Source organism: Candidatus Vagococcus giribetii, assembly GCF_017316185.1.
GTDB lineage: Bacteria > Bacillota > Bacilli > Lactobacillales > Vagococcaceae > Vagococcus > Vagococcus giribetii.
This window is the reverse complement of sequence record NZ_JAFLVX010000015.1, coordinates 132,316-156,033: the sequence shown is the minus strand read 5'-3', so window position 1 is coordinate 156,033 and position 23,718 is coordinate 132,316. Positions and strand designations below refer to the sequence as shown.

At 35.2% G+C, this 23,718-nt stretch carries 22 protein-coding genes; 19 read left to right on the top strand and 3 right to left on the bottom strand.

Going from position 1 to position 23,718, the window contains the following annotated elements; translation table 11 throughout:
• Window positions 1–12: 12 nt before the first annotated feature.
• Genes DOK76_RS05665 through DOK76_RS05655 form a run of 3 tightly spaced genes read right to left on the bottom strand, consistent with a single transcriptional unit; the run spans window position 13 to window position 1,971 of the window.
• A complete protein-coding gene (locus tag DOK76_RS05665; protein WP_206965638.1) occupies window positions 13–552 on the bottom strand; it encodes a phosphopantothenoylcysteine decarboxylase in 540 nt (179 codons plus the stop codon).
• Window positions 552–1,322 (bottom strand): phosphopantothenate--cysteine ligase, encoded by a 771-nt coding sequence (gene coaB / locus DOK76_RS05660; protein WP_206965636.1) that lies wholly within the window; start codon window positions 1,320–1,322, stop codon window positions 552–554. Before coaB ends, DOK76_RS05665 begins: the two co-directional genes overlap by 1 nt.
• Window positions 1,323–1,341: 19 nt before the next feature.
• Entirely contained in the window at window positions 1,342–1,971 is a 630-nt protein-coding gene (locus DOK76_RS05655) for an NAD-dependent epimerase/dehydratase family protein (RefSeq protein ID WP_206965634.1), read from the bottom strand.
• Between the two features lie 159 nt (window positions 1,972–2,130).
• Here DOK76_RS05655 and DOK76_RS05650 point away from each other — a divergent pair, with 159 nt between their 5' ends.
• From DOK76_RS05650 to DOK76_RS05560, 19 genes are all read left to right on the top strand, one after another.
• Window positions 2,131–2,931, top strand: a complete 801-nt coding sequence (locus tag DOK76_RS05650) for a TIGR00282 family metallophosphoesterase (RefSeq protein WP_206965632.1) — start codon at window positions 2,131–2,133, stop codon at window positions 2,929–2,931.
• A gap of 12 nt (window positions 2,932–2,943) precedes the next feature.
• Window positions 2,944–3,339, top strand: a complete 396-nt coding sequence (locus DOK76_RS05645; protein WP_206965629.1) for a YlbF family regulator — start codon at window positions 2,944–2,946, stop codon at window positions 3,337–3,339.
• A 4-nt stretch (window positions 3,340–3,343) separates the two neighbouring features.
• On the top strand, window positions 3,344–5,920 hold the full coding sequence (gene mutS, locus DOK76_RS05640) for a DNA mismatch repair protein MutS (RefSeq protein ID WP_206965626.1): 2,577 nt from the start codon (window positions 3,344–3,346) through the stop codon (window positions 5,918–5,920).
• A gap of 19 nt (window positions 5,921–5,939) precedes the next feature.
• The gene (mutL, locus tag DOK76_RS05635) at window positions 5,940–7,832 is read left to right on the top strand and encodes a DNA mismatch repair endonuclease MutL (protein WP_206965624.1); all 1,893 of its coding nucleotides are present in this window, start codon (window positions 5,940–5,942) and stop codon (window positions 7,830–7,832) included.
• A gap of 13 nt (window positions 7,833–7,845) precedes the next feature.
• Entirely contained in the window at window positions 7,846–8,409 is a 564-nt protein-coding gene (locus DOK76_RS05630) for a Maf family protein (RefSeq protein WP_206965622.1), read from the top strand.
• Window positions 8,410–8,415: 6 nt separating this feature from the next.
• On the top strand, window positions 8,416–8,847 hold the full coding sequence (gene msrB, locus DOK76_RS05625) for a peptide-methionine (R)-S-oxide reductase MsrB (RefSeq protein WP_206965620.1): 432 nt from the start codon (window positions 8,416–8,418) through the stop codon (window positions 8,845–8,847).
• Between the two features lie 70 nt (window positions 8,848–8,917).
• Entirely contained in the window at window positions 8,918–9,535 is a 618-nt protein-coding gene (ruvA, locus tag DOK76_RS05620; protein WP_206965618.1) for a Holliday junction branch migration protein RuvA, read from the top strand.
• Between the two features lie 13 nt (window positions 9,536–9,548).
• Window positions 9,549–10,556: a Holliday junction branch migration DNA helicase RuvB gene (gene ruvB, locus DOK76_RS05615; RefSeq protein WP_206965616.1), complete on the top strand. Its 1,008-nt coding sequence runs from the start codon at window positions 9,549–9,551 to the stop codon at window positions 10,554–10,556.
• Between the two features lie 116 nt (window positions 10,557–10,672).
• Entirely contained in the window at window positions 10,673–11,800 is a 1,128-nt protein-coding gene (locus DOK76_RS05610) for a hypothetical protein (RefSeq protein WP_206965613.1), read from the top strand.
• 122 nt (window positions 11,801–11,922) lie between these two features.
• Complete coding sequence (gene queA / locus DOK76_RS05605) at window positions 11,923–12,957, top strand: tRNA preQ1(34) S-adenosylmethionine ribosyltransferase-isomerase QueA (RefSeq protein ID WP_206965612.1); 1,035 nt, start codon at window positions 11,923–11,925, stop codon at window positions 12,955–12,957.
• Window positions 12,958–12,975: 18 nt separating this feature from the next.
• A complete protein-coding gene (tgt, locus tag DOK76_RS05600) occupies window positions 12,976–14,121 on the top strand; it encodes a tRNA guanosine(34) transglycosylase Tgt (RefSeq protein WP_206965609.1) in 1,146 nt (381 codons plus the stop codon).
• 83 nt (window positions 14,122–14,204) lie between these two features.
• Window positions 14,205–14,537 carry a preprotein translocase subunit YajC gene (gene yajC / locus DOK76_RS05595; protein ID WP_206965607.1) on the top strand — a complete coding sequence of 111 codons (333 nt, stop codon included), beginning with the start codon at window positions 14,205–14,207 and terminating at the stop codon, window positions 14,535–14,537.
• A 33-nt stretch (window positions 14,538–14,570) separates the two neighbouring features.
• Window positions 14,571–14,843 carry a post-transcriptional regulator gene (locus DOK76_RS05590; RefSeq protein WP_206965605.1) on the top strand — a complete coding sequence of 91 codons (273 nt, stop codon included), beginning with the start codon at window positions 14,571–14,573 and terminating at the stop codon, window positions 14,841–14,843.
• A gap of 247 nt (window positions 14,844–15,090) precedes the next feature.
• On the top strand, window positions 15,091–17,691 hold the full coding sequence (gene adhE, locus DOK76_RS05585) for a bifunctional acetaldehyde-CoA/alcohol dehydrogenase (RefSeq protein ID WP_206965603.1): 2,601 nt from the start codon (window positions 15,091–15,093) through the stop codon (window positions 17,689–17,691).
• A gap of 178 nt (window positions 17,692–17,869) precedes the next feature.
• Window positions 17,870–18,733: a rod shape-determining protein MreC gene (gene mreC, locus DOK76_RS05580; RefSeq protein WP_206965602.1), complete on the top strand. Its 864-nt coding sequence runs from the start codon at window positions 17,870–17,872 to the stop codon at window positions 18,731–18,733.
• The gene (gene mreD, locus DOK76_RS05575) at window positions 18,730–19,245 is read left to right on the top strand and encodes a rod shape-determining protein MreD (RefSeq protein WP_206965599.1); all 516 of its coding nucleotides are present in this window, start codon (window positions 18,730–18,732) and stop codon (window positions 19,243–19,245) included. The genes mreC and mreD overlap by 4 nt, the downstream gene beginning before the upstream one ends.
• A gap of 132 nt (window positions 19,246–19,377) precedes the next feature.
• The gene (locus tag DOK76_RS05570; RefSeq protein ID WP_206965597.1) at window positions 19,378–20,682 is read left to right on the top strand and encodes a C40 family peptidase; all 1,305 of its coding nucleotides are present in this window, start codon (window positions 19,378–19,380) and stop codon (window positions 20,680–20,682) included.
• A gap of 106 nt (window positions 20,683–20,788) precedes the next feature.
• Entirely contained in the window at window positions 20,789–21,661 is an 873-nt protein-coding gene (locus DOK76_RS05565; protein ID WP_206965595.1) for an AraC family transcriptional regulator, read from the top strand.
• An 89-nt stretch (window positions 21,662–21,750) separates the two neighbouring features.
• Window positions 21,751–23,673 (top strand): FAD-dependent oxidoreductase, encoded by a 1,923-nt coding sequence (locus DOK76_RS05560; RefSeq protein WP_206965594.1) that lies wholly within the window; start codon window positions 21,751–21,753, stop codon window positions 23,671–23,673.
• The last annotated feature ends 45 nt before the right edge of the window (window positions 23,674–23,718 follow it).

Genomic DNA, 23,718 nt, shown 5'->3' with positions numbered 1-23,718 from the left:
AAGCTCCTTCGTTTAACTGTTTAAAGCGTGGCTAATGACGTCAACGATTTCGTTAACATCGGCTAGGGCACCTTTGCCGTAGTCACCACAAGCTAATAAACTGGTTTTTGGTTCGATTAGGTTGTAACCATAGTTCTCTAACCTTTGTAAGTTAGCTTCCATGGCTGGATTTTGATACATGTAAGTATTCATTGCTGGTGCAATAAATTTGGGGATATCGTGAACAGCCAAGGCTGTAGTCGATAGCATATCATCAGCAATCCCATTAGCGATTTTTCCAATGATGTTAGCAGAAGCTGGGGCAATCAAAAAGAGATCAGCTCGTTTAACTAAGTCAATGTGATTAATCTCTAAAGGATTATCTTCAAGCATGACATCTATATGAACGCGATTTTTAGAAAGCACTTGAAGAGTCAACTCCGGAATGATTTGCGTGCTATGTTTGGTCATAATCACTTCCACATTGATATTTCTTTTCTTTAATTGGCTAATAATATCTGCTGCTTTGTAAGCAGAGATGCTGGCAGAAACACCTAATAAAACAGTAGGCATTATAAATCATCCTTTCTTTCAAGTATAAGCTCCTTAAGACCTTGAGCAATTTCTTTTTTAGTTTGAAAGCGAGCCTTAACTCCGTCTTTTGTAACTAATAAACCTAAATGCTGGGTCGGAGTAATATCAATCAAATCGTTGGCTAAAATAAAATCAGCTTGATTGGTTTCAAGGCTTTTTTGAGCAACTGTAACTAATTCTTCTTCAGGTACATCGACTAGTAACTTGAAGCCGATTAAAGAGACGCTAGGTTGCCACTTTTTAATGCTAGTAATGACTTTAGGGGCTTTCTTCATAACTAATATCAACTTTTCGCTTGCTGAGCTGATTTTTTTCTGAGTAGGCTCACCTGTACGTGATTCTTGTTTCAAGGTTTCTTGAATGATCAGCTCTATTTGCTCTTGAGTAGTTCCTTGTTTTGTTGTAATAGCTTTAGCTAACTCTTTTGCTAAGAGAGCTTCATTAGTCGCTGTCTCCACTTCATAATCACTAACGGCCATACTATGAATCACATAATCAAATGAAAGAGTGGTTAGTAACTCTTTCATTTGTTGTTCTAATTCTTTAACTGAGCGAATGGGATAAAAATGGATGCTGTTTCCTTCAGGTAAAACAGCTTGAGGACCATAAACGTAATGAATCGTTACTTGTTCTTCTGACTGTAAAAGTGTGGCGATTTCTTTTCCTAACGAGCCTGTTGCGTGATTGGTTAAATGTCTCACGTCATCAATTTTTTCTGATGTCCCACCAGCTGTGATTAAAATATTCATGCTAATAACTCCTTATGTCTTAACGAATGTCTTCAATAATTTTATAACTAGGTTGTCTTGCTTCATTGATAATCTGATGAACAAGGGTACTTAGAGAGGTTGGATAAACTTTCTGAGCCTCTTTTTTGATAAGAGGGACTTTTTCACCTAGTTTGATTGCCATGCCTTGAGCATAACGAAAAGGGTGTTTTTTTGACACGATTAGTCCACTGCGGATAATGGTTGTCGGGTGCCTTTTAGTCAGTAGTTCTTGCTCTGCTTTTTTCTTAGCCTCAACGTATCCGCACGGTCCTCCTTTAGCAGAAAGAAAGATCACTGGAATGTTCTTTCGACTGGCTTCCGTACTAATCAAATGATTAATTTGAACAATCATTTTGTCATAAGTTAAGCCCTTTCTTTTATTCTCAAAAAGAATCCCTATAAGGTTAACACAGACCACTGAAGAATCAAGGTATTTTTTCCATGAATCATCTCGTGTGATATCAATTTTTAGCCAAGTCATATAAGGATGGGTTAACCAAATATCATCACTTTTAGGTTTACCGTGTTTTGAAATACTAATGACTTTTATATTCTGTTTTAAGGCTTCTTGACACAGGGCTTTTCCAACAAAACCACTACCTCCAAAAACAATTAATGTCTCTTTCATTTTGAATGCCTCCTTTAACTTGAGTAAAGTTAGGTTTATTTTAACATAAATTTAAAAATCATAGGGAAATCCAGGTTTATTAAGAATGAAGATAACTTTTATTTCCTATTAAAAATTGATAGAATATAGCAAGTAGCTATTTAGAAAAGAGGAAATGACATGAGACTTTTATTTTGTGGAGATGTGGTGGGTTCTTTAGGAAGAGACACCATTACCACTTATTTACCTAAATTAAAGAAAAAATACCGTCCCCAAGTAACGATTGTGAATGGTGAAAATTCGGCAGCAGGCCGTGGGATTACGGAAAAAATATATAAGAAATTATTACAAGATGGTGCTGACGTGGTGACTTTAGGAAATCACGCTTGGGACAACCATCAAATTTTTGAGTTTATAGATGATGCTAAAAAAATGGTTAGACCAGCCAATTTCCCAGCCAAAACAACACCAGGTGTGGGACTTGTCTACATTAAAGTCAATCAAGAAGAATTAGCAGTGATTAATCTGCAAGCAAGAAGTTTTATGACAGCCATTGATGACCCATTTGAAGTGATTGATGAGTTATTAGAAGAAGTCAAAACAAGAACGAAGCATGTATTTGTGGACTTCCACGGGGAAACAACGAGTGAAAAATTAGCTATGGCATGGTACCTTGATGGTCGTGTATCAGCTATTGTAGGCACACATACACATGTTCAAACTAATGATGCGAGAATCTTACCTTTAGGAACGGGTTATTTAACAGACGTAGGGATGACTGGTCCTTACAACGGGATTTTAGGTATGCAGCGTAATGCCGTTATTGAAAAATTTAGAACGGCACTACCTCATCGTTTTGAAGTGGTAGAAAGCGGAGATACCGTGTTGTCTTATTGTGTGATTGATATTGATGACGCGACAGGTAAAACGAAAAAAATTGAAGCCAATATGATTAATCCAGACCGTCCATTCAAAGACTAAGGAGATAACTAAATGGAGACACGTGACTTTCAATACGAAGCAGAAGTGCAGGAACAATTAGACAGACTCATTGAAGCTTTAGGTAAAAATGAAGTGATTGAGGATTACAAACAAATCGCTCAACAAGTGAATCACCACGAAGGTTTAAAGCAATTAGTTGAATCAATCAAAGCTCTCCAAAAAGATGCGGTTCAATTTGCTCATTACGATAAACCAGAAGCTGAAAGAGAGGCGATTCGTTTGGCTGATGAGAAACAACGGGAATTCGATGAGCACCCGCTGGTTATGTTGTACCGCGAGAAATTAATCGAGGCTAATGATTTGTTGCAACATGTGACCTATTTATTAGAAAAGCAAGTGAATCAAGACTTAGAAGAAAAATTAGAAGAAGTGAGAAAAGAGGAGTGAGAAAATGCCTCAAAAAACCAAACACACACCTATGATGGAGCAGTATTTTAGTATTAAAAAGGATTACCCTGATGCTTTCTTGTTCTATCGACTAGGTGATTTTTATGAGATGTTTTATGAAGATGCGATTCAAGTATCTCAATTATTAGAATTAACTTTAACAGCCCGTAATAAAAACGCAGATGATCCAATCCCAATGTGTGGTATTCCTCATCATGCGGCGCAAGGTTATATTGATACCTTGATCGATCAGGGTTATAAAGTAGCTGTTTGTGAGCAAGTAGAAGACCCTAAGACAACTAAGGGAATGGTTAAGCGAGAAGTGGTGCAATTAGTAACACCAGGTACGCGTTTAGCAGTAGGTGAAACAGGTGCTAGAGAAAACAATTATTTAACAGCTGTTCTTTATATAGAAGAACAAGGTGTATACAGTTTTTCTTATGCAGATTTAAGTACGGGTGAAATAAAAGTAGCCATCCTTTCAAGTGTGGATAGTTTAATCAATGAATGTGAAAGTTTAGCGACTAAAGAAATTGTTATCGGTTCTGAGTTAGGGGAAGAAGTGACACATAAGCTAGAGCAACATGGTATTTTGTTATCCCCTCATAATATGTTACCAACTGACAAACAAGAGTATAGTAGTTTAACTTTAAAATTAGAATCAACAGAATTAATAGCCGGAGCAACGCTACTGATTTCTTATCTTCAAGTGACACAGAAACGTCGTTTGGATCATTTACAAAAAGCTATGAGCTACCAACCAGAGCATTTCTTAAAAATGGATTATTACTCAAAATATAACTTAGAGCTGGCTCAATCCATTCGAACTAAAGAGAAAAAAGGTACTTTGTTGTGGTTATTAGATGAGACGAATACAGCTATGGGGGCTCGTTTACTAAAACAATGGTTAGACCGCCCACTTGTTGAAAAAGACCTAATTGTGGAACGCCAAGACCGTGTGGAAAGTTTATTAAATGCTTTCTTTGAGCGCATGGATTTAAAAGAACGTTTGAAAAAAGTCTACGACTTAGAACGTTTAGCCGGACGAGTGGCTTTTGGCTCGGTGAATGGACGTGACTTGATTCAATTAAAAACGTCTTTAAATCAAGTGCCAGGTATTAGAGAAGTAATTGAAGGAATCAATCAAGGTCAATGGGATAGTTTATTAGTCGATTTAGTCCCAGCTTATTCACTAGTCGATTTAATCGACACAGCTATTAATGAAGAGGCACCTTTAGCGATTACAGAAGGTAATGTCATTAAAGATGGTTACAATGAGCAATTAGATACCTATAGAGATGCCATGAAAAACGGCAAACAATGGATTGCTGAACTGGAAGCCAAAGAGCGTCAAGAAACAGGGATTAAAACTCTTAAAATCAAGTTTAATCGTGTATTTGGTTACTTTATTGAAATTACTAAAAGTAATATCGCTTCTTTACCAGAAGGTCGATATGAAAGAAAACAAACACTAGCAAATGCCGAACGCTATGTCACACCTGAGTTAAAAGAAATTGAAACCTTGATTCTTGAAGCAGAAGAAAAATCTCAAGAATTAGAGTATCAATTATTCTTAGAGGTCAGAGAAGAAGTCAAAAAAGAAATCGACTTTTTACAAAAATTAGCCAAATCGATTGCTAGTCTAGATGTGTTGAAAAGTTTTGCTGATATTAGTGAGTCGTATCATTATGTTCGTCCAGAACTGGTTAATGATAGATCTCATCTAGAACTTGTCGAAGGTCGCCACCCTGTTGTTGAGAAAGTATTAGGCTCACAAGAGTATGTACCAAACTCAGTTATGATGCCAGAAGATACGTCTATTTTATTAATTACTGGACCTAACATGTCAGGTAAGAGTACTTACATGAGACAACTTGCCTTAACAGTCATTATGGCTCAAATGGGTTGTTTTGTTCCATGTGAAAAGGCAACGCTACCGATTTTTGATCAAATATTTACGCGAATTGGTGCCTCAGATGATTTAATTTCTGGGCAAAGTACTTTCATGGTAGAAATGATGGAAGCTAACCAAGCCTTACGTTTTGCTACGAAAAATAGCTTGATTTTATTTGATGAATTAGGTCGAGGGACCGCAACTTATGACGGAATGGCTCTGGCTCAAGGTATCATTGAATACATTCACGAAAAAGTTGGCGCAAAAACATTATTCTCAACTCACTATCATGAAATCACTGTCTTAGAAGAAGTTCTAACTGGATTAAAAAATATTCATGTAGGAGCAGTTGAGGAGAATGGTAAGCTAGTCTTTTTACATAAAATGATGACAGGTTCAGCTGATAAGAGTTATGGGATTCATGTCGCTAAATTAGCGGGCTTACCAGATGAATTATTAGTTCGCTCTTCAGAAATTTTAGCTCATCTAGAAGGTGAAACGCCTGAGATGTCTTTAACGGAAAAAGAAAGTGTCGCACCTGTAGTTTCAGAAGCAACAGAGCAACTCTCTTTATTTGAAGACTCCCAAGAAAACCCCGTGTTGAAAGAACTAAAAGAAATTAATTTATTAGAGATGACACCAATGGACGCCCTGAATTGCTTATTCCAATTGCAGAAAAAGCTTTAACATAAGGAGGTGAGGCTTCATGGGTAAAATCGAAGAACTATCTCAAACTCTAGCCAATCAGATTGCAGCAGGTGAAGTTGTGGAACGACCTGCCTCAGTGGTGAAAGAGCTTGTGGAAAATGCCATAGATGCCAATAGTTCAAGGATTGACATCTATTTAGAAGAGTCTGGTCTAAAAAAAATTCAAGTCATTGATAATGGGGACGGGATTGAGGCCGTTGATGTGGTGAATGCCTTTAAGAGACATGCCACAAGTAAAATTCATAGTCGCGATGATTTATTCCGAATTAGAACACTTGGGTTTCGAGGAGAGGCCCTTCCGAGTATTGCCTCAGTCTCAGAAATCACTCTAGAAACATCTACCGGTGATAATGAAGGAAGTTTTGTCTTTTTATCAGGGGGAGAAATCAAGGAGAACAAACCTCATTCTCTAAGAAAAGGGACAAGTATTACAGTTGGAAACTTATTTTTCAACACACCTGCTCGTTTGAAGTACGTTAAAACATTGCAAACAGAACTTGCTAATGTAGGAGATATTGTTAACCGTTTAGCCATGAGCCATCCCAATATTGCGTTTCGTTTGTTTCATGATGACAATCAAATGTTAACGACTACTGGTAATGGTGATTTGAAGCAGACAATTGCGGGCATATATGGCCTTCAAAATGCGAAAAAGATGCTACCAATTAAAGAAGAAGATTTAGACTTTAAGTTATCTGGGTATATATCTCTACCTGAAGTGACTAGAGCTAGTCGTAATTATATGTCTCTAATCATCAATGGTCGTTTTATTAAAAACTATGTATTGAATAAAGCGATTATTGAAGGGTATGGTTCTAAGTTAATGGTAGGACGTTTTCCTTTAGTGGTTCTCCAAATTGAGATGGACCCGTTATTAGTTGATGTGAACGTCCATCCGACGAAACAAGAAGTGAGACTGAGTAAAGAAAAAGAGTTAGTGGTGTTGATCTCTTCAGCGATTAAAGAAGCTTTAAGTGAGCGCCAGTTAATCCCAAATGTTGGTGACAGTCCTTCATTTCAACGAAAACTTGTCACAGAACCTAAAGCAGAACAATTAGGCTTTGATTTTGCAACAAAAAAAACAGTGGACTATACACAACCTAAAATAAAGGACACTGATTTGGCCTATGACCGAGTAACAGGTGATTTTTATGTGAAGCAAGAGTCACCAACGTCAATCCCATCTTCTTTTGTGGAAGAAGACAAAGCTAAAGAAACAATTCCTTTTACTCCGCAAGTGACTGAGCCTGTTGAAGAAATAGCAAGTGAACAAGCAGAGTCAAACAAGGAAGAGGTTTATCACTTTCCTGATTTAGCTTATTTCGGACAAATGCATGGCACTTACTTGTTTGCCCAAAATGAAGAAGGTTTATTTATTATTGACCAACATGCCGCCCAAGAGCGAATTAAATACGAATATTTTAGAAAGAAAATTGGCGAAGTATCTAATGATTTGCAAGAGTTATTAGTGCCTATCGTTTTAGATTTTTCAAAAGATGATTTGATTCGTATTAAAGAAAACAAAGAAGTCTTAGAAGAAGTCGGGATTCATTTAGAAGAGTTTGGCAACAATAGTTTAATTGTCAGAGCTCATCCTACTTGGTACATACCTGGTCAAGAAGAGGGAATTATTCGAGAGATGATTGATATCTTTTTAGAGACAGGTAAAGTGAGTGTGGCTAAGTTTAGAGAAGATACTGCGATAATGATGAGCTGTAAACGCTCCATCAAGGCCAATCATTACCTAGATGATAAACAAGCAAGAGCTTTGTTAGAGGATTTAAAACACTGTGAAAATCCATTTAATTGTCCCCATGGTCGTCCCGTATTAATTCAATTTAGTAATAACGACATGGAAAAGATGTTTAAAAGAATACAAGATCCACATTAAAGGAGTCTATCAGATGGCAATTATTTTAGCTTCTAGCTCACCTAGAAGAAAAGAATTACTCAGAAAAAGCGTCTCGTCTTTTGATGTGATACCAGCAAACATTGATGAGAGTGTGAAACCAAAAGAATTACCTAAAACCTATGTCGCCAGAATGGCTAAAGAAAAAGCATTAGCCATTGCGAATCACCATCCTGATGACATTGTCATTGGATGTGATACTAGTGTGATTATAGGCAATAGTATTTTAGGGAAACCTGGAAATGACACAGAAGCTAGGTTTATGTTAAAACGCTTGAGCAATTTGACTCATCAAGTGTTAACGAGTGTTTATATCAAAACCCCAGACAAGGTGTATCAAAAAACAGAAGTCGTTCAGGTTAAATTTTATCCCTTAAGCGAAGCAGACATTGATGCTTATCTGAAAACAGGTGAGCATCAAGATAAGGCTGGTGCTTACGGTATTCAAGGAAAAGGCGCTTTATTTGTGAAAGAAATAAAAGGGGATTACTATTCGATTGTAGGGTTCCCTATTGGCTTTGTTCATCAAGTGATGAAAGACATTTTTGATAAGGAGTAGAGACTTATGAAAAAAGATCTAGAACGTTTAAGAAGAGAGTTAACACCGATTCAGTATTCAGTGACTCAAGAAAATGGGACAGAACATCCCTTTACAAGTGAGTACGATAAATTTGCTGAAGAAGGAATTTATGTGGATATTGTCAGTGGAGAGGCTTTATTTTCTTCCCAAGACAAATACGATGCAGGCTGTGGTTGGCCCTCATTTACTAAACCAATTGCTACATTAAAAGAATTAGAAGACAATAGCCTAAGACGCATGAGAACAGAAGTTAGAAGCCAAGAAGCAGACTCGCATTTAGGCCATGTGTTTCCAGATGGCCCTGTTGAAAGTGGGGGCTTGCGTTATTGTATTAACGGAGCAGCTTTAGCTTTTATCCCTGTAACTGAATTAGAAGAAAAAGGTTACGGGGCTTACCTATCCTTGTTTCAAGATTAGACTTAGGAAAATCCTTTAAGGTGTGTTACAATCTTAGGGAACACACGTACGTGAAAGGTGGAAACAAGCAGTGTATGAATACATCAAAGGCATCGTAACTTTTGTTAGCCCTTATTATATGGTAGTTGAAACAAATAAAATTGGTTATCAAATAGCAGTAGCTAATCCATTTAAATACTCAGCCTATTTAAATAAAGAAGTAACCGTTTATCTGCATCAAGTTATTCGAGAAGATGCTCATGTGTTGTATGGTTTTTCTAACTTAGAAGAAAAACAACTCTTCCTAAAAATTATTAGTGTTTCTGGGATTGGTCCAAAAAGTGGTATGGCCATTATGGCTTTAGACGATCATGCTGGTTTAGTGACAGCTATTGAATCAGAAGATGCTAAATACTTAACAAAATTCCCAGGCGTTGGGAAAAAGACTGCTCAGCAAATGATCTTAGATTTAAAAGGAAAACTAGGTGAACTTGAGATAGCAGGAGAGCCTAAAGGAGTTGTGGCAACTCAAGATGATTTATTCTCGACAGTTGATGACAGTTCATTAAATGAAGCCATTGAAGCCTTAAAAGCTTTAGGTTACTCAGAAAGAGAAATCAAACGAATCAAGAAAGAATTAGAAGTTATGACTGGTAGAGCAACAGACGAGATTTTACGCCAAGGTCTGAAACTATTAATGAAGAAATAAAGGAGGGGAGAGTATGTGTGAAGAGGAAAACAGGTTGTTATCAGGGGAAATTACTTTTGATGAAGAAGGCCTTGAAAAATCACTAAGACCCCAATACTTATCTCAGTATATCGGTCAGGATAAAGTGAAAAGAGAGCTAGAAATCTATATCAAAGCAGCTAAACACCGTGAAGAAACTCTAGATCATGCTCTTCTTTATGGCCCGCCTGGATTAGGTAAAACCACAATGGCTATGGTGATTGCTAATGAAATGGGTGTTAACATTAAGACGACTAGTGGCCCAGCAATTGAAAAACCTGGGGACTTAGTAGCTATCTTAAATGAGTTAGAGCCAGGAGATGTGTTGTTTATCGATGAAATTCATCGCTTACCCCGAGTTGCTGAAGAGTTACTTTATTCAGCCATGGAAGATTTTTACGTGGATATCATTGTGGGACAAGGACCAAATGCTCACCCCGTTCATTTTCCTTTACCACCCTTTACATTAGTTGGGGCTACAACAAGAGCCGGGATGTTATCTGCTCCTTTAAGAGATCGCTTTGGGATTATTTGTCATATGGAATATTATGAAGAGACAGACTTAAAAGAGATCGTCCTACGTTCAGCTGATATTTTTGAAACAGAAATTATCGAATCGGGTGCTTTTGAAATCGCTAGACGCTCTCGTGGTACGCCACGTATTGCCAATCGTTTATTAAAACGTGTCCGTGATTTTGCACAAGTTGAAGGCGATGGTTTTATTGACTCAGCTATTGCCAATGAAGCTTTATTAATGCTTCAAGTGGATCATAAAGGCCTTGATTATGTGGATCAAAAAATATTGAAGACTATGATTGAGTTGTATAATGGTGGACCGGTTGGGCTAACAACGATTGCTGTTAACATCAGTGAAGAAACAGAAACTGTTGAAGACATGTACGAGCCTTATCTCATTCAAAAAGGATTCATCAAAAGAACGCAACGTGGGCGAGTCGTAACAGAATTTGCATATGAACATTTAGGGTATACGCGGGATATATAGTTTATAACAAGTTATAATTGAGAGAAGCTCTTAAAAATATAGGAGCTTTTTTTTTGTAAATTTTTAAGTAGATAAAAAGAAACTATTGTTTCAAAGTGAAATAAAGGAGAATGAAGATGATAGATGTTATACAAGAAAATTTGGATACTTCAATAGCTATAGCTACATTATTTATATCAGCATTAGTAATATTTTTAGGGTTGGGAGAGAGTGAAAAAAATAAACAAGAGCAATTAAAGTTTATACTCATTTCCTACACGGTTATTATTTTACTTGTATTATTTTATACTAATGTATCAACGTTTATTTTTGGAATATTACTATTATTTTTCTTTTTAGGAGGTCTTTCATTTTCTACTAATGGCACCTTTGGTTTAGAAAAAGAGTTAAATAGTATTGAGTTGTTATGGTACTCTTCTGTTTCATGGTTTTTTATTACGAATAATTATTTCTTGTATATGAGTATAATGATAAGTTATGCATTTAGATTCGAAGTTTATATTTCTTTAGCAATTATTAGTATCTCCTTAATCTTACAATATCTAGCTATAGTAAAGGATTATTTTGGAATAAATACATACAAAGTAACTTTTGAAGAATTAGAAAAAATAAATTTATACGCTAGGAACAATAAAAGAGCTGAAGATGTATTGAATAGTGAATTTTTGAACGAAAAATTACAACTAGTTGCTTTTGTTTTATATGTTGAGGATAGATATTTGCTAGATAGAAAAAAATTCCGCATATCATTAAAAAACTTAATTGATTCAAAGAGAGATCCTGTTATTTTCAAAGGGAAAATAGCCTATCAAGAAAAATCTCGAATTGATAAATATAAGCGAGGATATTCCACTATTGAGCAACAACTTATTAGGCAATATTCTATTGGGAATAATGCGTATAGGTATAAATATAGAAGGAAATTCTTTTTTGATTGGGTATATACTCCTATGTTTAGTAAAGCATTGTGTAATAGAAAAAGTAGAGTTTATGGAAAAGAGAAAAAAATTGCAAAAAAAGAGCTAGTTTGGAGTTTGAAATTAATGCTTCTTTACAATTATTTTATGAGTGTACTCAAAAATCCTAAAGATAGTGAAGAACTAATATTAAATATGTCACGACAATCTCGAGTGTCTGTATCTGTTTATGAAAAAATGTTTGAAATATTTAAAGATAGTGAAGACGAGAAAAACATCAAGGAAAAGATAAAATCAAATCTATTAAACAAATATAATTTTTATTAAATATATTGTCTAACTATCAAAAAACTAGTTTGAAATGCTTTTTTTCAAAAATCCCTAAGGCTTTTTCTTTTAGGATAAAGATGTTAGAATACAACAGGAAGACTTAGAAAGGAACTGGTCATATGACGTTACAAACCTCAGATTTTGATTTCTATTTACCAGAAGAGTTGATTGCACAAACTCCTCTAAAAGATAGAGCTTCATCAAGATTACTTGTTTTAGATAAAGAAACAGGCAACATTGAAGATAAGCATTTTGAAGATATTATAGATGAATTACACCCTGGAGATGCTCTTGTGATGAATAATACGAGAGTGTTACCTGCTAGACTTCATGGTGAAAAACCGGCAACAGGAGGCCACTTAGAAGTGCTACTTCTGAACAACACAGAAGGAGATACTTGGGAAACTTTAATTAAACCAGCTAAACGAGCTAAAGTTGGAACAGAGATTTCATTTGGTGATGGCAGATTAAAAGCCGTTGTGACAGAAGAGTTAGAACATGGTGGACGAATCATTGAATTTTCTTACGAAGGTATCTTTATTGAAAATTTAGAAGCATTAGGCGAAATGCCTTTACCGCCTTATATTAAAGAAAAACTAGATGACCAAGAACGTTATCAAACAGTTTACGCTAAAGAAAATGGGTCAGCAGCAGCACCTACAGCAGGCCTACATTTTACCCAAGAGTTATTAGAAAAAATCCAAGCTAAAGGCGTTAGATTGGTTTATTTAACACTCCATGTTGGTTTAGGTACTTTCAGACCTGTTAGTGTGGAAGATTTAGAAAACCATAACATGCACAGTGAGTTTTATAACTTATCTGAAGAATCAGCTAAAGCTTTGAGAGAAACTAAAGAAAATGGTGGACGAATCGTTGCTGTAGGAACAACATCTATCAGAACCTTAGAAACAATTGGTTCAAAATTTAATGGTGAGATTAAAGGGGATAGTGGCTGGACAGACATCTTCATTAAACCAGGTTATGAGTTTAAAGTAGTCGATGCTTTTTCAACAAACTTCCATTTACCGATGTCGACTTTAGTTATGTTAGTTAGTGCGTTTGCAGGACGAGAAAACGTATTACATGCCTATGAGCATGCAGTAGAAGAAAAGTATCGTTTCTTTAGTTTTGGCGACGCCATGTTTGTAAAATAAGAGAAAGTAGGAGAATAAATGAGTGAGCCAGCGATTAAATATCGTTTAATCAAAAAAGAAAAACACACTGGAGCAAGATTAGGTGAAATTATTACCCCTCATGGGACTTTCCCAACGCCTATGTTTATGCCAGTAGGAACGTTAGCAACTGTTAAAACAATGGCCCCAGAAGAATTAAAAGAAATGGGCGCAGGCATTATTTTAAGTAATACGTATCACTTATGGTTACGACCAGGAGAAGACTTAGTGGAAGAAGCTGGTGGTCTGCATAAATTTATGAATTGGGATCAAGGGATTTTAACGGATTCAGGTGGTTTCCAAGTATGGTCATTAAGTGATATGCGCCGAATCGAAGAAGAAGGGGTTCATTTTAGAAATCATTTAAACGGTTCTAAAATGTTCTTGTCTCCTGAAAAAGCGATTCAAATTCAAAATAAACTAGGTCCAGATATTATGATGAGTTTTGACGAGTGCCCACCTTTTGAGCAAAGTCATGACTACGTGAAAAAATCTATTGAAAGAACGTCTCGTTGGGCTGAGCGTGGTTTAGCAGCGCATGCTAATGCAGATCGTCAAGGTTTATTTGGTATTATTCAAGGGGCAGGATTTAAAGATTTACGTGAACAAAGTGCTCGTGATTTAGTAAGCTTAGATTTCCCAGGATATTCTATTGGTGGGTTATCTGTAGGTGAAACAAAGTCTGAGATGAATAAAGTACTTGAATACACAACACCATTAATCCCAGAAAACAAACCTCGTTACTTAATGGGTGTGGGAACAGCGGATTCATTAATCGATGGCGTTATTCGTGGTGTGGATATGTTTGACTGTGTGTTACCAACTCGTATTGCTCGTAATGGTACTTGTATGACTAGCCAAGGACGTTTAGTGGTTAAAAATGCAAAATACGCAAGAGATTTCCGTCCAATTGATGAAAAATGTACGTGTTATACTTGTCGTAATTATTCAAGAGCTTATATCCGTCACTTGATTAAATGTGATGAAACATTTGGTATTCGTTTAACGTCTTACCATAACTTGCATTTCTTATTAAATGTCATGAAACAAGTTAGACAAGCCATTATGGATGATAATTTACTTGAATTCAGACAAGCCTTTTTTGAAGAGTATGGATTTAATGAAGAAAATGCGAAAAATTTCTAAAAAAACTAAAATTAACTAGTGTAATGTATTAAAATTTGATACAGTAAATAGTGAATATAAGAGATGAAATAGGGGTGAAAAAAATGGGAGCAATGTTATTTCCGTTAATTATTATTGGTGGTATGATGTTTTTCATGACTCGTACACAAAAGAAACAACAAAATCAACGCCAAGAGCTATTAGATAGCATGAAAATTGGTGATGAAATCGTAACAATTGGTGGTTTATACGGAGTTATTCATGAAGTGAATTCAGATAAAGGCACTATCGTTATTGATTGCGAAGGTATTTATTTAGAGTTTGAACGTAATGCTATTAAAACAGTTAAACCTGGTTCAACACCAACAGAAGAAGTCGTTGAGACAGTTGAAGTTGAAGAAGTAGTTGAAACTGAAGAGGAAAAAGAAAATCAATAAGATTTTCTTTTTTTCTTCTATATAGGACTTATTATGGCAAATAAAATTAGCAAACCTATGACTTGGTTATTGCAAGGAACAGTCAACAATCAAGTAGCTTATTTTCTTGATTTAGGGTATCAAGACATTTCAGAAAAGGACATGTGGGATTTTTTACTCCATTACCGTTGGAAGAAAAAGAAACCTGAAACTATTAAAGAAATGAAAACAGACATTAAGAAAATAACACCAAATGATTTTTTTGATTATCAACAAGTCAAGGCAATGACTAGAAAAGAATTTCCTGATTTGAATCAACTCCTTTAAAGATAAAAGACTTATAAAATCAGAGTAAATCTGATTTTTATAAGTCTTTTTTTGTTTTGAAATAGTCTTATTTTAAGGAAGTGACTATTAGCATATTTACTTTATAATTCATAAAAGGTAAGATTATTACAGGAAACGATTACATATGAAAATAGTGAAGAAAATCACAAATAAGTATTTACAATCGTGAAATTATGTTGTATATTATGTTTGTGAAGAACATAACAAATTATTTCAGGAGGCTATCATGGTTAAAACAAAAGATAAAAAGCAAGAAAAACAAGAAAACAGTGTGGCACAGGTAATTGATGAGTTAGTTGTTAAAGGGAATGCTGCCTTAGCGGAAATGAAAAAATTTAATCAAGAAGAAGTAGATCATATCGTCCATCAAATGGCAATGGCTGCTTTAAATCAACACATGCCACTAGCTAAAATGGCTGTTGAAGAAACAGGCCGTGGTATTTATGAAGATAAAGCGATTAAAAATATGTTTGCTTCAGAAAGTATTTGGAACAATATTAAATATGACAAAACAGTCGGTGTCATTAGTGAAGATAAAGTAAAACAAATCATTGAAATCGCAGATCCAGTGGGAGTTGTTTGTGGGGTAACACCAACAACAAACCCAACATCAACAACTATTTTTAAAGCAATGATTTCAATTAAAACACGTAACCCAATTATTTTTGCTTTCCACCCAAGCGCACAAAAATGTTCGGCAGAAGCAGCTCGTGTTGTACGTGATGCAGCTATTGCAGCAGGTGCACCAGAAAACTGTGTTCAATGGATTGAACAACCTTCGATTGAAGCAACTAATGCTTTAATGAATCATGAAGGCGTGGCAATTGTTTTAGCAACAGGTGGAGCAGGTATGGTTAAAGCGGCTTACTCAACTGGTAAACCAGCACTTGGTGTAGGACCTGGTAACACACCATCATACATTGAAAAATCAGCTCAAATCAAACGCGCTGTAAACGACTTAATCGTATCTAAATCATTTGATAATGGTATGATTTGTGCATCTGAGCAAGCAGTTATTGTTGATAAAGAAGTTTATGAAGAAGTAAAAGCTGAGTTTGAAGCTCATCAAGTTTATTTCGTTAAACCAAACGAATTAGCTAAATTAGAAAACACAGTAATGAACGAATCTAAAACAGCAGTTAACGCTAGTATCGTAGGCCATTCAGCTGTATCAATTGCTAAAGAAGCAGGCATTAAAGTCCCAGAAGGAACTAAAATTTTAATCGCTGAATTAGAAGGTGCTGGAGCGGAGTACCCATTATCACGTGAAAAATTATCTCCAGTTTTAGCTATGATGAAATCTAACAGTCGTGAACATGGTTTAGAATTATGTGAGCAAATGTTAAAACTTGGTGGAGAAGGACATACAGCAGTTCTCCATTCAGAAGATGAAGATTTACATATTGAATTTGGTTTAAGAATGAACGCATGTCGTATCCTAATCAACTCACCAGCAGCTCAAGGTGGTATTGGTGACATTTACAACGACATGATTCCATCATTAACATTAGGTTGTGGATCTTACGGTAAAAACTCAGTATCTAAAAACGTAACAGCTATCAACTTAATTAATACTAAGACAGTAACAAAAAGGAGAAAAAACATGCAATGGTTTAAACTTCCTGAAAAAATCTATTTTGAGTTAAATTCAATTCAATACTTACAAAAAATGGAAAACTTAGAACGTGTCTTTATTGTTTGTGACCCAGGTATGGTTAAATTTGGTTACGCTCAAAAAGTAATTGATGAGTTAAACAAACGTAACAACAAAGTGACTTACGAAATTTTCTCTGATGTTGAACCAAACCCTTCTACAAACACAGTTTACGCAGGAACAGAAAGAATTGCTAAGTTTGAACCAGATACAATTATTGCTATTGGTGGTGGTTCAGCGATTGATGCTGCTAAAGGTATGTGGTTATTCTACGAACATCCAGATACAGAATTCTTTGGAGCAAAACAAAAATTCTTAGATATTCGTAAACGTACTTACAAAATTGAGTCAGCTAAAAAATCTCAAATGGTATGTATTCCAACAACATCTGGTACAGGTGCTGAAGTAACACCATTTGCAGTTATTACAGATAGTGAAACACATGTAAAATACCCATTAGCAGATTACGCATTAACTCCAGATGTGGCAATTATTGACCCACAATTTGTAATGAGTGTACCAGCTTCAGTAACAGCAGATACTGGTATGGACGTATTAACTCATGCAATCGAATCATATGTATCTGTTATGGCAAGTGATTATACAAGAGGTTTAAGCTTACAAGCGATTAAATTAGTCTTTGATTATTTAGAAGATTCAGTAAAAAATCCTAACTTAGAAAACAGAGAAAAAATGCATAATGCTTCAACAATGGCTGGTATGGCTTTTGCGAATGCTTTCTTAGGAATTTGTCACTCAATCGCTCATAAAATTGGTGGAGAATACGGTATTCCTCATGGACGTACTAATGCTATTCTTTTACCACACATTGTTAGATACAATGCAAAAGATCCATCAAAACATGCTTTATTCCCTAAATATGATTTCTTTAGAGCAGATACAGACTACGCTAACATCGCTCGTTTCTTAGGGCTTAAAGGAAACACAACAGAAGAATTAGTAGAAGCATTAGCAACTGCTATTTACGATTTAGGAAAACGTGTTGGCATTGAAATGAACTTAGAAGCTCAAGGTGTTACTCAAAAAGTATTAGACGAAACATCTTACCGTATGGCTGAGCTTGCTTATGAAGATCAATGTACAACAGCTAACCCTAAAGAACCATTAATCAGTGAGTTACAACAAATCATTATTGATTCTTTTAAAGGATAAATAAAAACATAATTAAAAGATTGGCTTTTTAGCCAGTCTTTTTTTGTCAAAATAAAAGGAGAAGACTTCTTATAAAATTGTTAATTTTAACAGTTGATTTCTAGCGATTTTTTAAAAATGATGTTAGAATGGAGGTTATGTATACGTCAAAAAACGAAGATTTCATTGAGGTGGAAAAGTGAAGAAATTTAATTCAAGTCGAAATATCATTATTGCCCTAACGATTATTATCCTAGTGGTTTTACTTATTAGTTTTACTGCGATGCAACGAGATAATAAAAAAGAAAGTTTACCTGGACAATCTCAAGTAAACGGAGTAGTGGCAACCATTGATAATATTGTTAAAGCACCTTTTAGAGGGATTGAAAACATGGTGAAATCCGTGAATAATTTATTTAATACTTATTCAGAGAATGATGAGTTAAAGAAAAAAATAGATCATAATGCCTCACTTCAAGCAGAAGTAGAAGTATTAAAATCAGAAAACGAAAAATTAAAGAAACAGTTGGATCTAAATGAAACACTAATTAATTACGATGTTGTTAATGCTAGTGTGGTGAACCGTTCACCAGATAGTTGGCAAGATGTTCTGATTATCAATAAAGGTAAAAAAGATGGCATTGATGTGAACATGGCAGTTATGGGAGATAAAGGCTTAATTGGTCGAGTAATTATTGCAGAAGAAAATAGTGCTAAAGTCGAATTATTAACATCTATTAACCAAACAACAAATCATTTTCCTGTGATGATTCCAGGTGACAAAGGTGACATGGTATATGGTTTAATGGATGGCTATAACAATAAAACACACACTCTAGTTGTTTCTCAATTAACATCAACTGATAAAATCGAAGTCGGAAGTAAAGTAACAACTTCAGGCCTAGGGAATAATTCACCAAAAGGCTTATTAGTAGGTGAAGTAAAAGAAGTTAAGAAAAATAAAACAGGTTTAACGAATGAAGTTTTAATTACACCCTTAGCAGATATGTATGACGTGAGTCAAGTGACTGTTGTTAAAAGATCGGCAGGTAACAATGAATGACAAAAAAGAGAAAATACTTATCTTATAGTTTGCCGTTTATTTTGTTTTTTATGATGCTAATTGATGGTCATATTAGTAGTCGAATTCTAGCAGTTTTATCAGTACCAATGGACTTTACAAGTAACTTACTATTATTGTTTTTAATGTTTGCTACCTTCCAAATGGAGAAGCCATACTTGGTAATTACATCAGGAGTCATTGGCTTGTTATATGATTCTTATTTTTACAATGTAGTAGGGATTAATTTTATTTTGTTACCACTCATTGTTTTAGTCATGTATGCCTTGTTTGAACATGTGTATCCTAATACATTTACCCTAATACTAAGTTTTATTGTATTTGTTACAGCACTCTCATTAGGACGTGTATTACTCTTAACAATCTTTAATTTAACACATACAACTGTGTTGGACTTTTTCGCTAGAACACTAGCCCCAACACTCATTGTTAACATTTGTTTGATCGCCATTTTAGTGGTGCCATTAAAGAAAATGTTTAACGTAGGTAAATAGAATTATTTGATTTGAAACATGTTTGTAACATTCTCATTATATGGCTGACATGTGCTTGTGCTACAATTCTATTATCGTTAAATAACAAGAGAAAATTTAAAGAATAATTTATATATTTGGGGGACTAACAAATTGAAAAAGAAGATTTTATCTACACTATTAATAAGTAGTCTTATGTTATCAGCAACTGCATTACCATTAGTTGTAAGTGCAGACACAGTTGATTCAAAAATCGAATCACAAGACAAAAAAATTGCAGACTTAAAAAGTAAAGAAGCAACTGCTTCATCAGCATTAGCTTCAATTCAAGGAAACATCGCTTCTATTAAAGAAGAAGCATCAGCTTTACAAACAAAACAAGGTGAGTTAAACAAACAAATTGGCTCATTAAACGAGGAAGTAAAAGACTTAGAAGCACGTATTGAAAAACGTGATGCTTCTATCAAAGAACAAGCTCGTTCGGTTCAAGTTGAATCTAACAACTCTAACGTAGTTGACTTAGTGTTAACATCAGACTCAGTTTCTGACGCTGTGACAAAAGTAATGGCAGCATCAAAATTAGTTAACGCAAACAACGACATGATGAAACAACAAAAAGAAGACAAACAAGCTGTTGAAGATAAAAAATCTGAAACAGAAGATAAAATCGCTGAAGTTCAAGAAACAGCAGTTGTTTTAGAACAGAAAAAAGGCGAATTAATCGACCAAGAATTAGCTCAACAAGCAGCAGTTAGCGAAATCTCAGCTGAAAAAGAAACTGAACAAGGTAAAAAAGATAAGTTCTTAGCTGAAAAAGCTGAAGCTGAAGCTCAACGTGAAGCTGCTAAAAAAGCGGCTGAAGCAGCTGTGAAACAAGCAGAAAAAGAGCCAGCTAATACAGTAGATAACTCTGGTACAACAACAAATAATGACGGTGGTGGACAAACAACACCTCCAGTAGAAAACAACACTGACAACAACGGTAACGGTGGCGGACAAACAACACCTCCAGTTGACAACGGTAACGGTGGCGGACAAACAACGCCTCCAGTTGACAATGGTAACGGTGGAGGCGGCGGTCAAGAAGTAGCTCCTCCAGCACCAGGAGATGCAAGTGCAGTTGTTGCTGAAGCTTACAAACACATTGGAAAACCATATGTTTGGGGAGCTAAAGGACCTGATTCATTTGACTGTTCAGGATTTACATCTTATGTTTACCGTGTTGCTCAAGGAAGAGAAATCGGTGGTTGGACTGTACCTCAAGAGGGTGCAGGAGCTAAGATTTCACTTAGCCAATTAGCACCTGGAGATTTAGTATTCTGGGGAGCACCTGGATCAACTCACCATGTTGGTATCTATGTAGGTGGTGGACAATATATCCATGCACCACAACCAGGACAAAACGTATGTGTTCAAAGCATTTCAGCTTGGTCACCAGACTTCGGCGTACGTATGTAATAACAACTTTTAAATGTTTAAAGACTGAACCTGAGTGTTATTCTCAAGTTCAGTCTTTTTTTAGTACTCTTTTATAGATGAGACTAACTAAGTAGAGGGGATAAAAATGAAGATTAATGAGTTGCTTAACTATTTAGAAACACTTGAACAATCGTCACTTAGATTTAGTGAAGGTGATTTAGAAAATCAGCAAAAGAAATGTCTTATTATAAAGGAGATAACAGAACAAACTATTACCTTTCCAAATCATGTTGTCATAGGTAGTTTGATGAAAGGTAGTGGCTACTTGAATTCAAGTGGTTATTTAAATGTAGGAAATCTGATAGTAATTCCAACAGGGAATAAAGTGTCACTAACATTATCAAAGAATAGTATATTTAGTTTGTTTTTAATTCCTAAAAAAGAATTTATCAATCTCTTGTCAGAGACAACTAGTTATATATTGAAGTCAATGAATTCTACTCACTCCAAGCAGTTTAGTATTCATTTAAAGACAACGCTAGAAGATGACTTACCTTTTGTATTTGTTCGAATACTTTGTGAGTATTATGATGAATGGGATTTCTCAGAGCAATTATTGTATTCATTAATGATGTCTCTTATTTATGAAATCGAAAGAGAGCTAAGAGAGCGTTCTAATGACAGGAACAAACGAGTGATCAAAGCAACAGATATTTTAGAGTATATTAAAAATCATTTTCAAGATATAACTTTAATCAGAATGGCAGATTATTTTAATTATCATCCTAATTATTTATCATATCGTCTTAAACTTGAGTTTGGTAAAAGTTATTTGGAACTTGTCCAAATGGAACGATTAGAAAAAGCAAAAGATTTATTGAAACATACTGATTATTCAGTAGAGGAAGTGGCGTTAGCTTGTGGGTACACATCAAGTTCTTTTTTCTATAAGAAATTTAAAGAATTAGTTGGTATTACTCCAGGTGAATTTAAAGAATCTTTGAAACGAGGAGATTAATCGTTGATTCAGACCTTATTAACTATCATTAGACTTGTTATAATCAATTGTGAAAAAATTATCAAGCGAGATAGGATGGGGAAAAATTAATGAAAAAGAGATTTTTTGTATCGTTACTTGGATTAAGTTTATTATTAACAGGTTGTCAACAAGATCAAAGTCAGTATAAATCAGGTGTTTATTCTGGTGTTGGTCAAGGAAAGAACGGAGATGTTAAGGTTGAAGTAACCTTATCAGATAAAAAGATTGAAAAAGTAGAAGTTAAAGAACATGCTGAAACAGAAGATGTAGCGGCACCAGCTTTAGAACGAATTCCTAAAGAAATTGTGGATAGTCAAAGTTTAGATGTGGATACAGTATCTGGAGCAACTGTGATTTCAGAGGGAATTATTGATGGAACCAAAGATGCTTTGAAATCAGCAGGCGTGGATACGGAAAAACTAAGTAAAAAAGATAAAAAAGCTACAAAAAAAGCGGAAGATAAAGAAATTAGCACAGATGTTGTTGTAGTTGGTGCTGGGGCAGCGGGATCTTCAGCAGCGATGGCAGCTGTTGAAAGTGGTGCTAAAGTTACTTTGCTTGAAAAAACGGCTCAACCAATGGGGGCAGGTACATTAGCTGGTGGTATGTTTGCAGCTGATAGTAAAGAACAAAAGGAAAAGAATAAAACAGTCGATAAAGAATGGCTCTATGACAAATACTTAGAAGCCTCACAAGGAAATATGAACTCTCTTTTAGTTAGAAAAATTATCGATGAGTCTGGACCAACTGTGGACTGGTTAAATGAAAATGGTGTTAAGTTGAAGTTAGCAGATGCTGGAACAGGTGGCGGTTATGAGCATATTGGAAATCCAGCTACTTTACATGGTTATCAAGATGGCGGAACTAAAGCAATTACTAATTTAATTGAAAACTTTAAAAAAGCTGGTGGTGATGTTTACTTCGATACGCCTGTAGAGGAATTGCTTAAAGATGATAATGGAAAAGTAAGCGGTGTTGTTGGTAAACAAAAAGATGGTAGCAAACTAACTGTAAAAGCTGAAAAAGTCATTCTAGCAACAGGTGGTTTTGGTGGTAACGATGACATGCTGAAAGAATATATGGGTGAGCCTTATACAAAAGGTGAAATCGAACAAAATAAAGGCGATGGTGTCCAAATGGCTTGGGATGCTGGTGCTGCTAAAGAAGGAACAGAAGTAGCTCAGTATTTCTGGGAAAAAAATGATCCTAAAGATATTGGGAATGTTCCAAAAGAAGTAGGGGACGAGTGGTATGCATTAACAACGTTTACTAAATACCCAAACTTAAGAGTAAACACAGATGGTAAGAGATTTAGCGATGAAACACATGCAACGTTGTATTCTGTTCATGGAGCAGAAATAGCTTCTCAACCGAATCAAACGGAATATGTTATTGTTGATTCTAATATGTTAAATAAAATTAAGAAGTCAGGGACTAAATCAATCGAACATCAATTTAAAAAATGGGAAAATAATCGTCAGTTTTTCATGGAGTTTAATGAGCCAAATGATACAGATGAGTTCTTGGCTGAAGAAGAAATGGCTTATGATTTTGTTCCACTATTAGATTCTTTAGCGGGAAAAGGTATGATTTTCAAAGGTAATTCTGTTGAAGAATTAGCTAAGTCTATGAAAGTAGATGAAGGAGCCTTTAAACAGTCTGTTAAGCAATACAATGATAGTATTAAATCTGGTAAAGATGACTTATTTTTTGCAGATACAAAACGTTTAATTGGTGTTGATGAAGGTCCATACTATGCGATTAAATTTGTAGCGAGAAACTTAGGAACATTAGGTGGAGTCCGCATTAATGAAAATATTCAAGCTGTTGATGCAAAAGGCAACGTTATTCCAAATCTTTATGTGGCAGGTTCTGATGCCGGTGGTATGTACGGAAAAGTTTATGTAGATTTTGAAGGAGCTACTTTAGGTTTTGCTTATACGTCTGGACGTTTAGCTGGATTAAATGCCAGTCAAGAATTGAAAAAATAAAAATGAAACAGGCTATGACGTCTATATGTCATAGCCTGTTTTGTT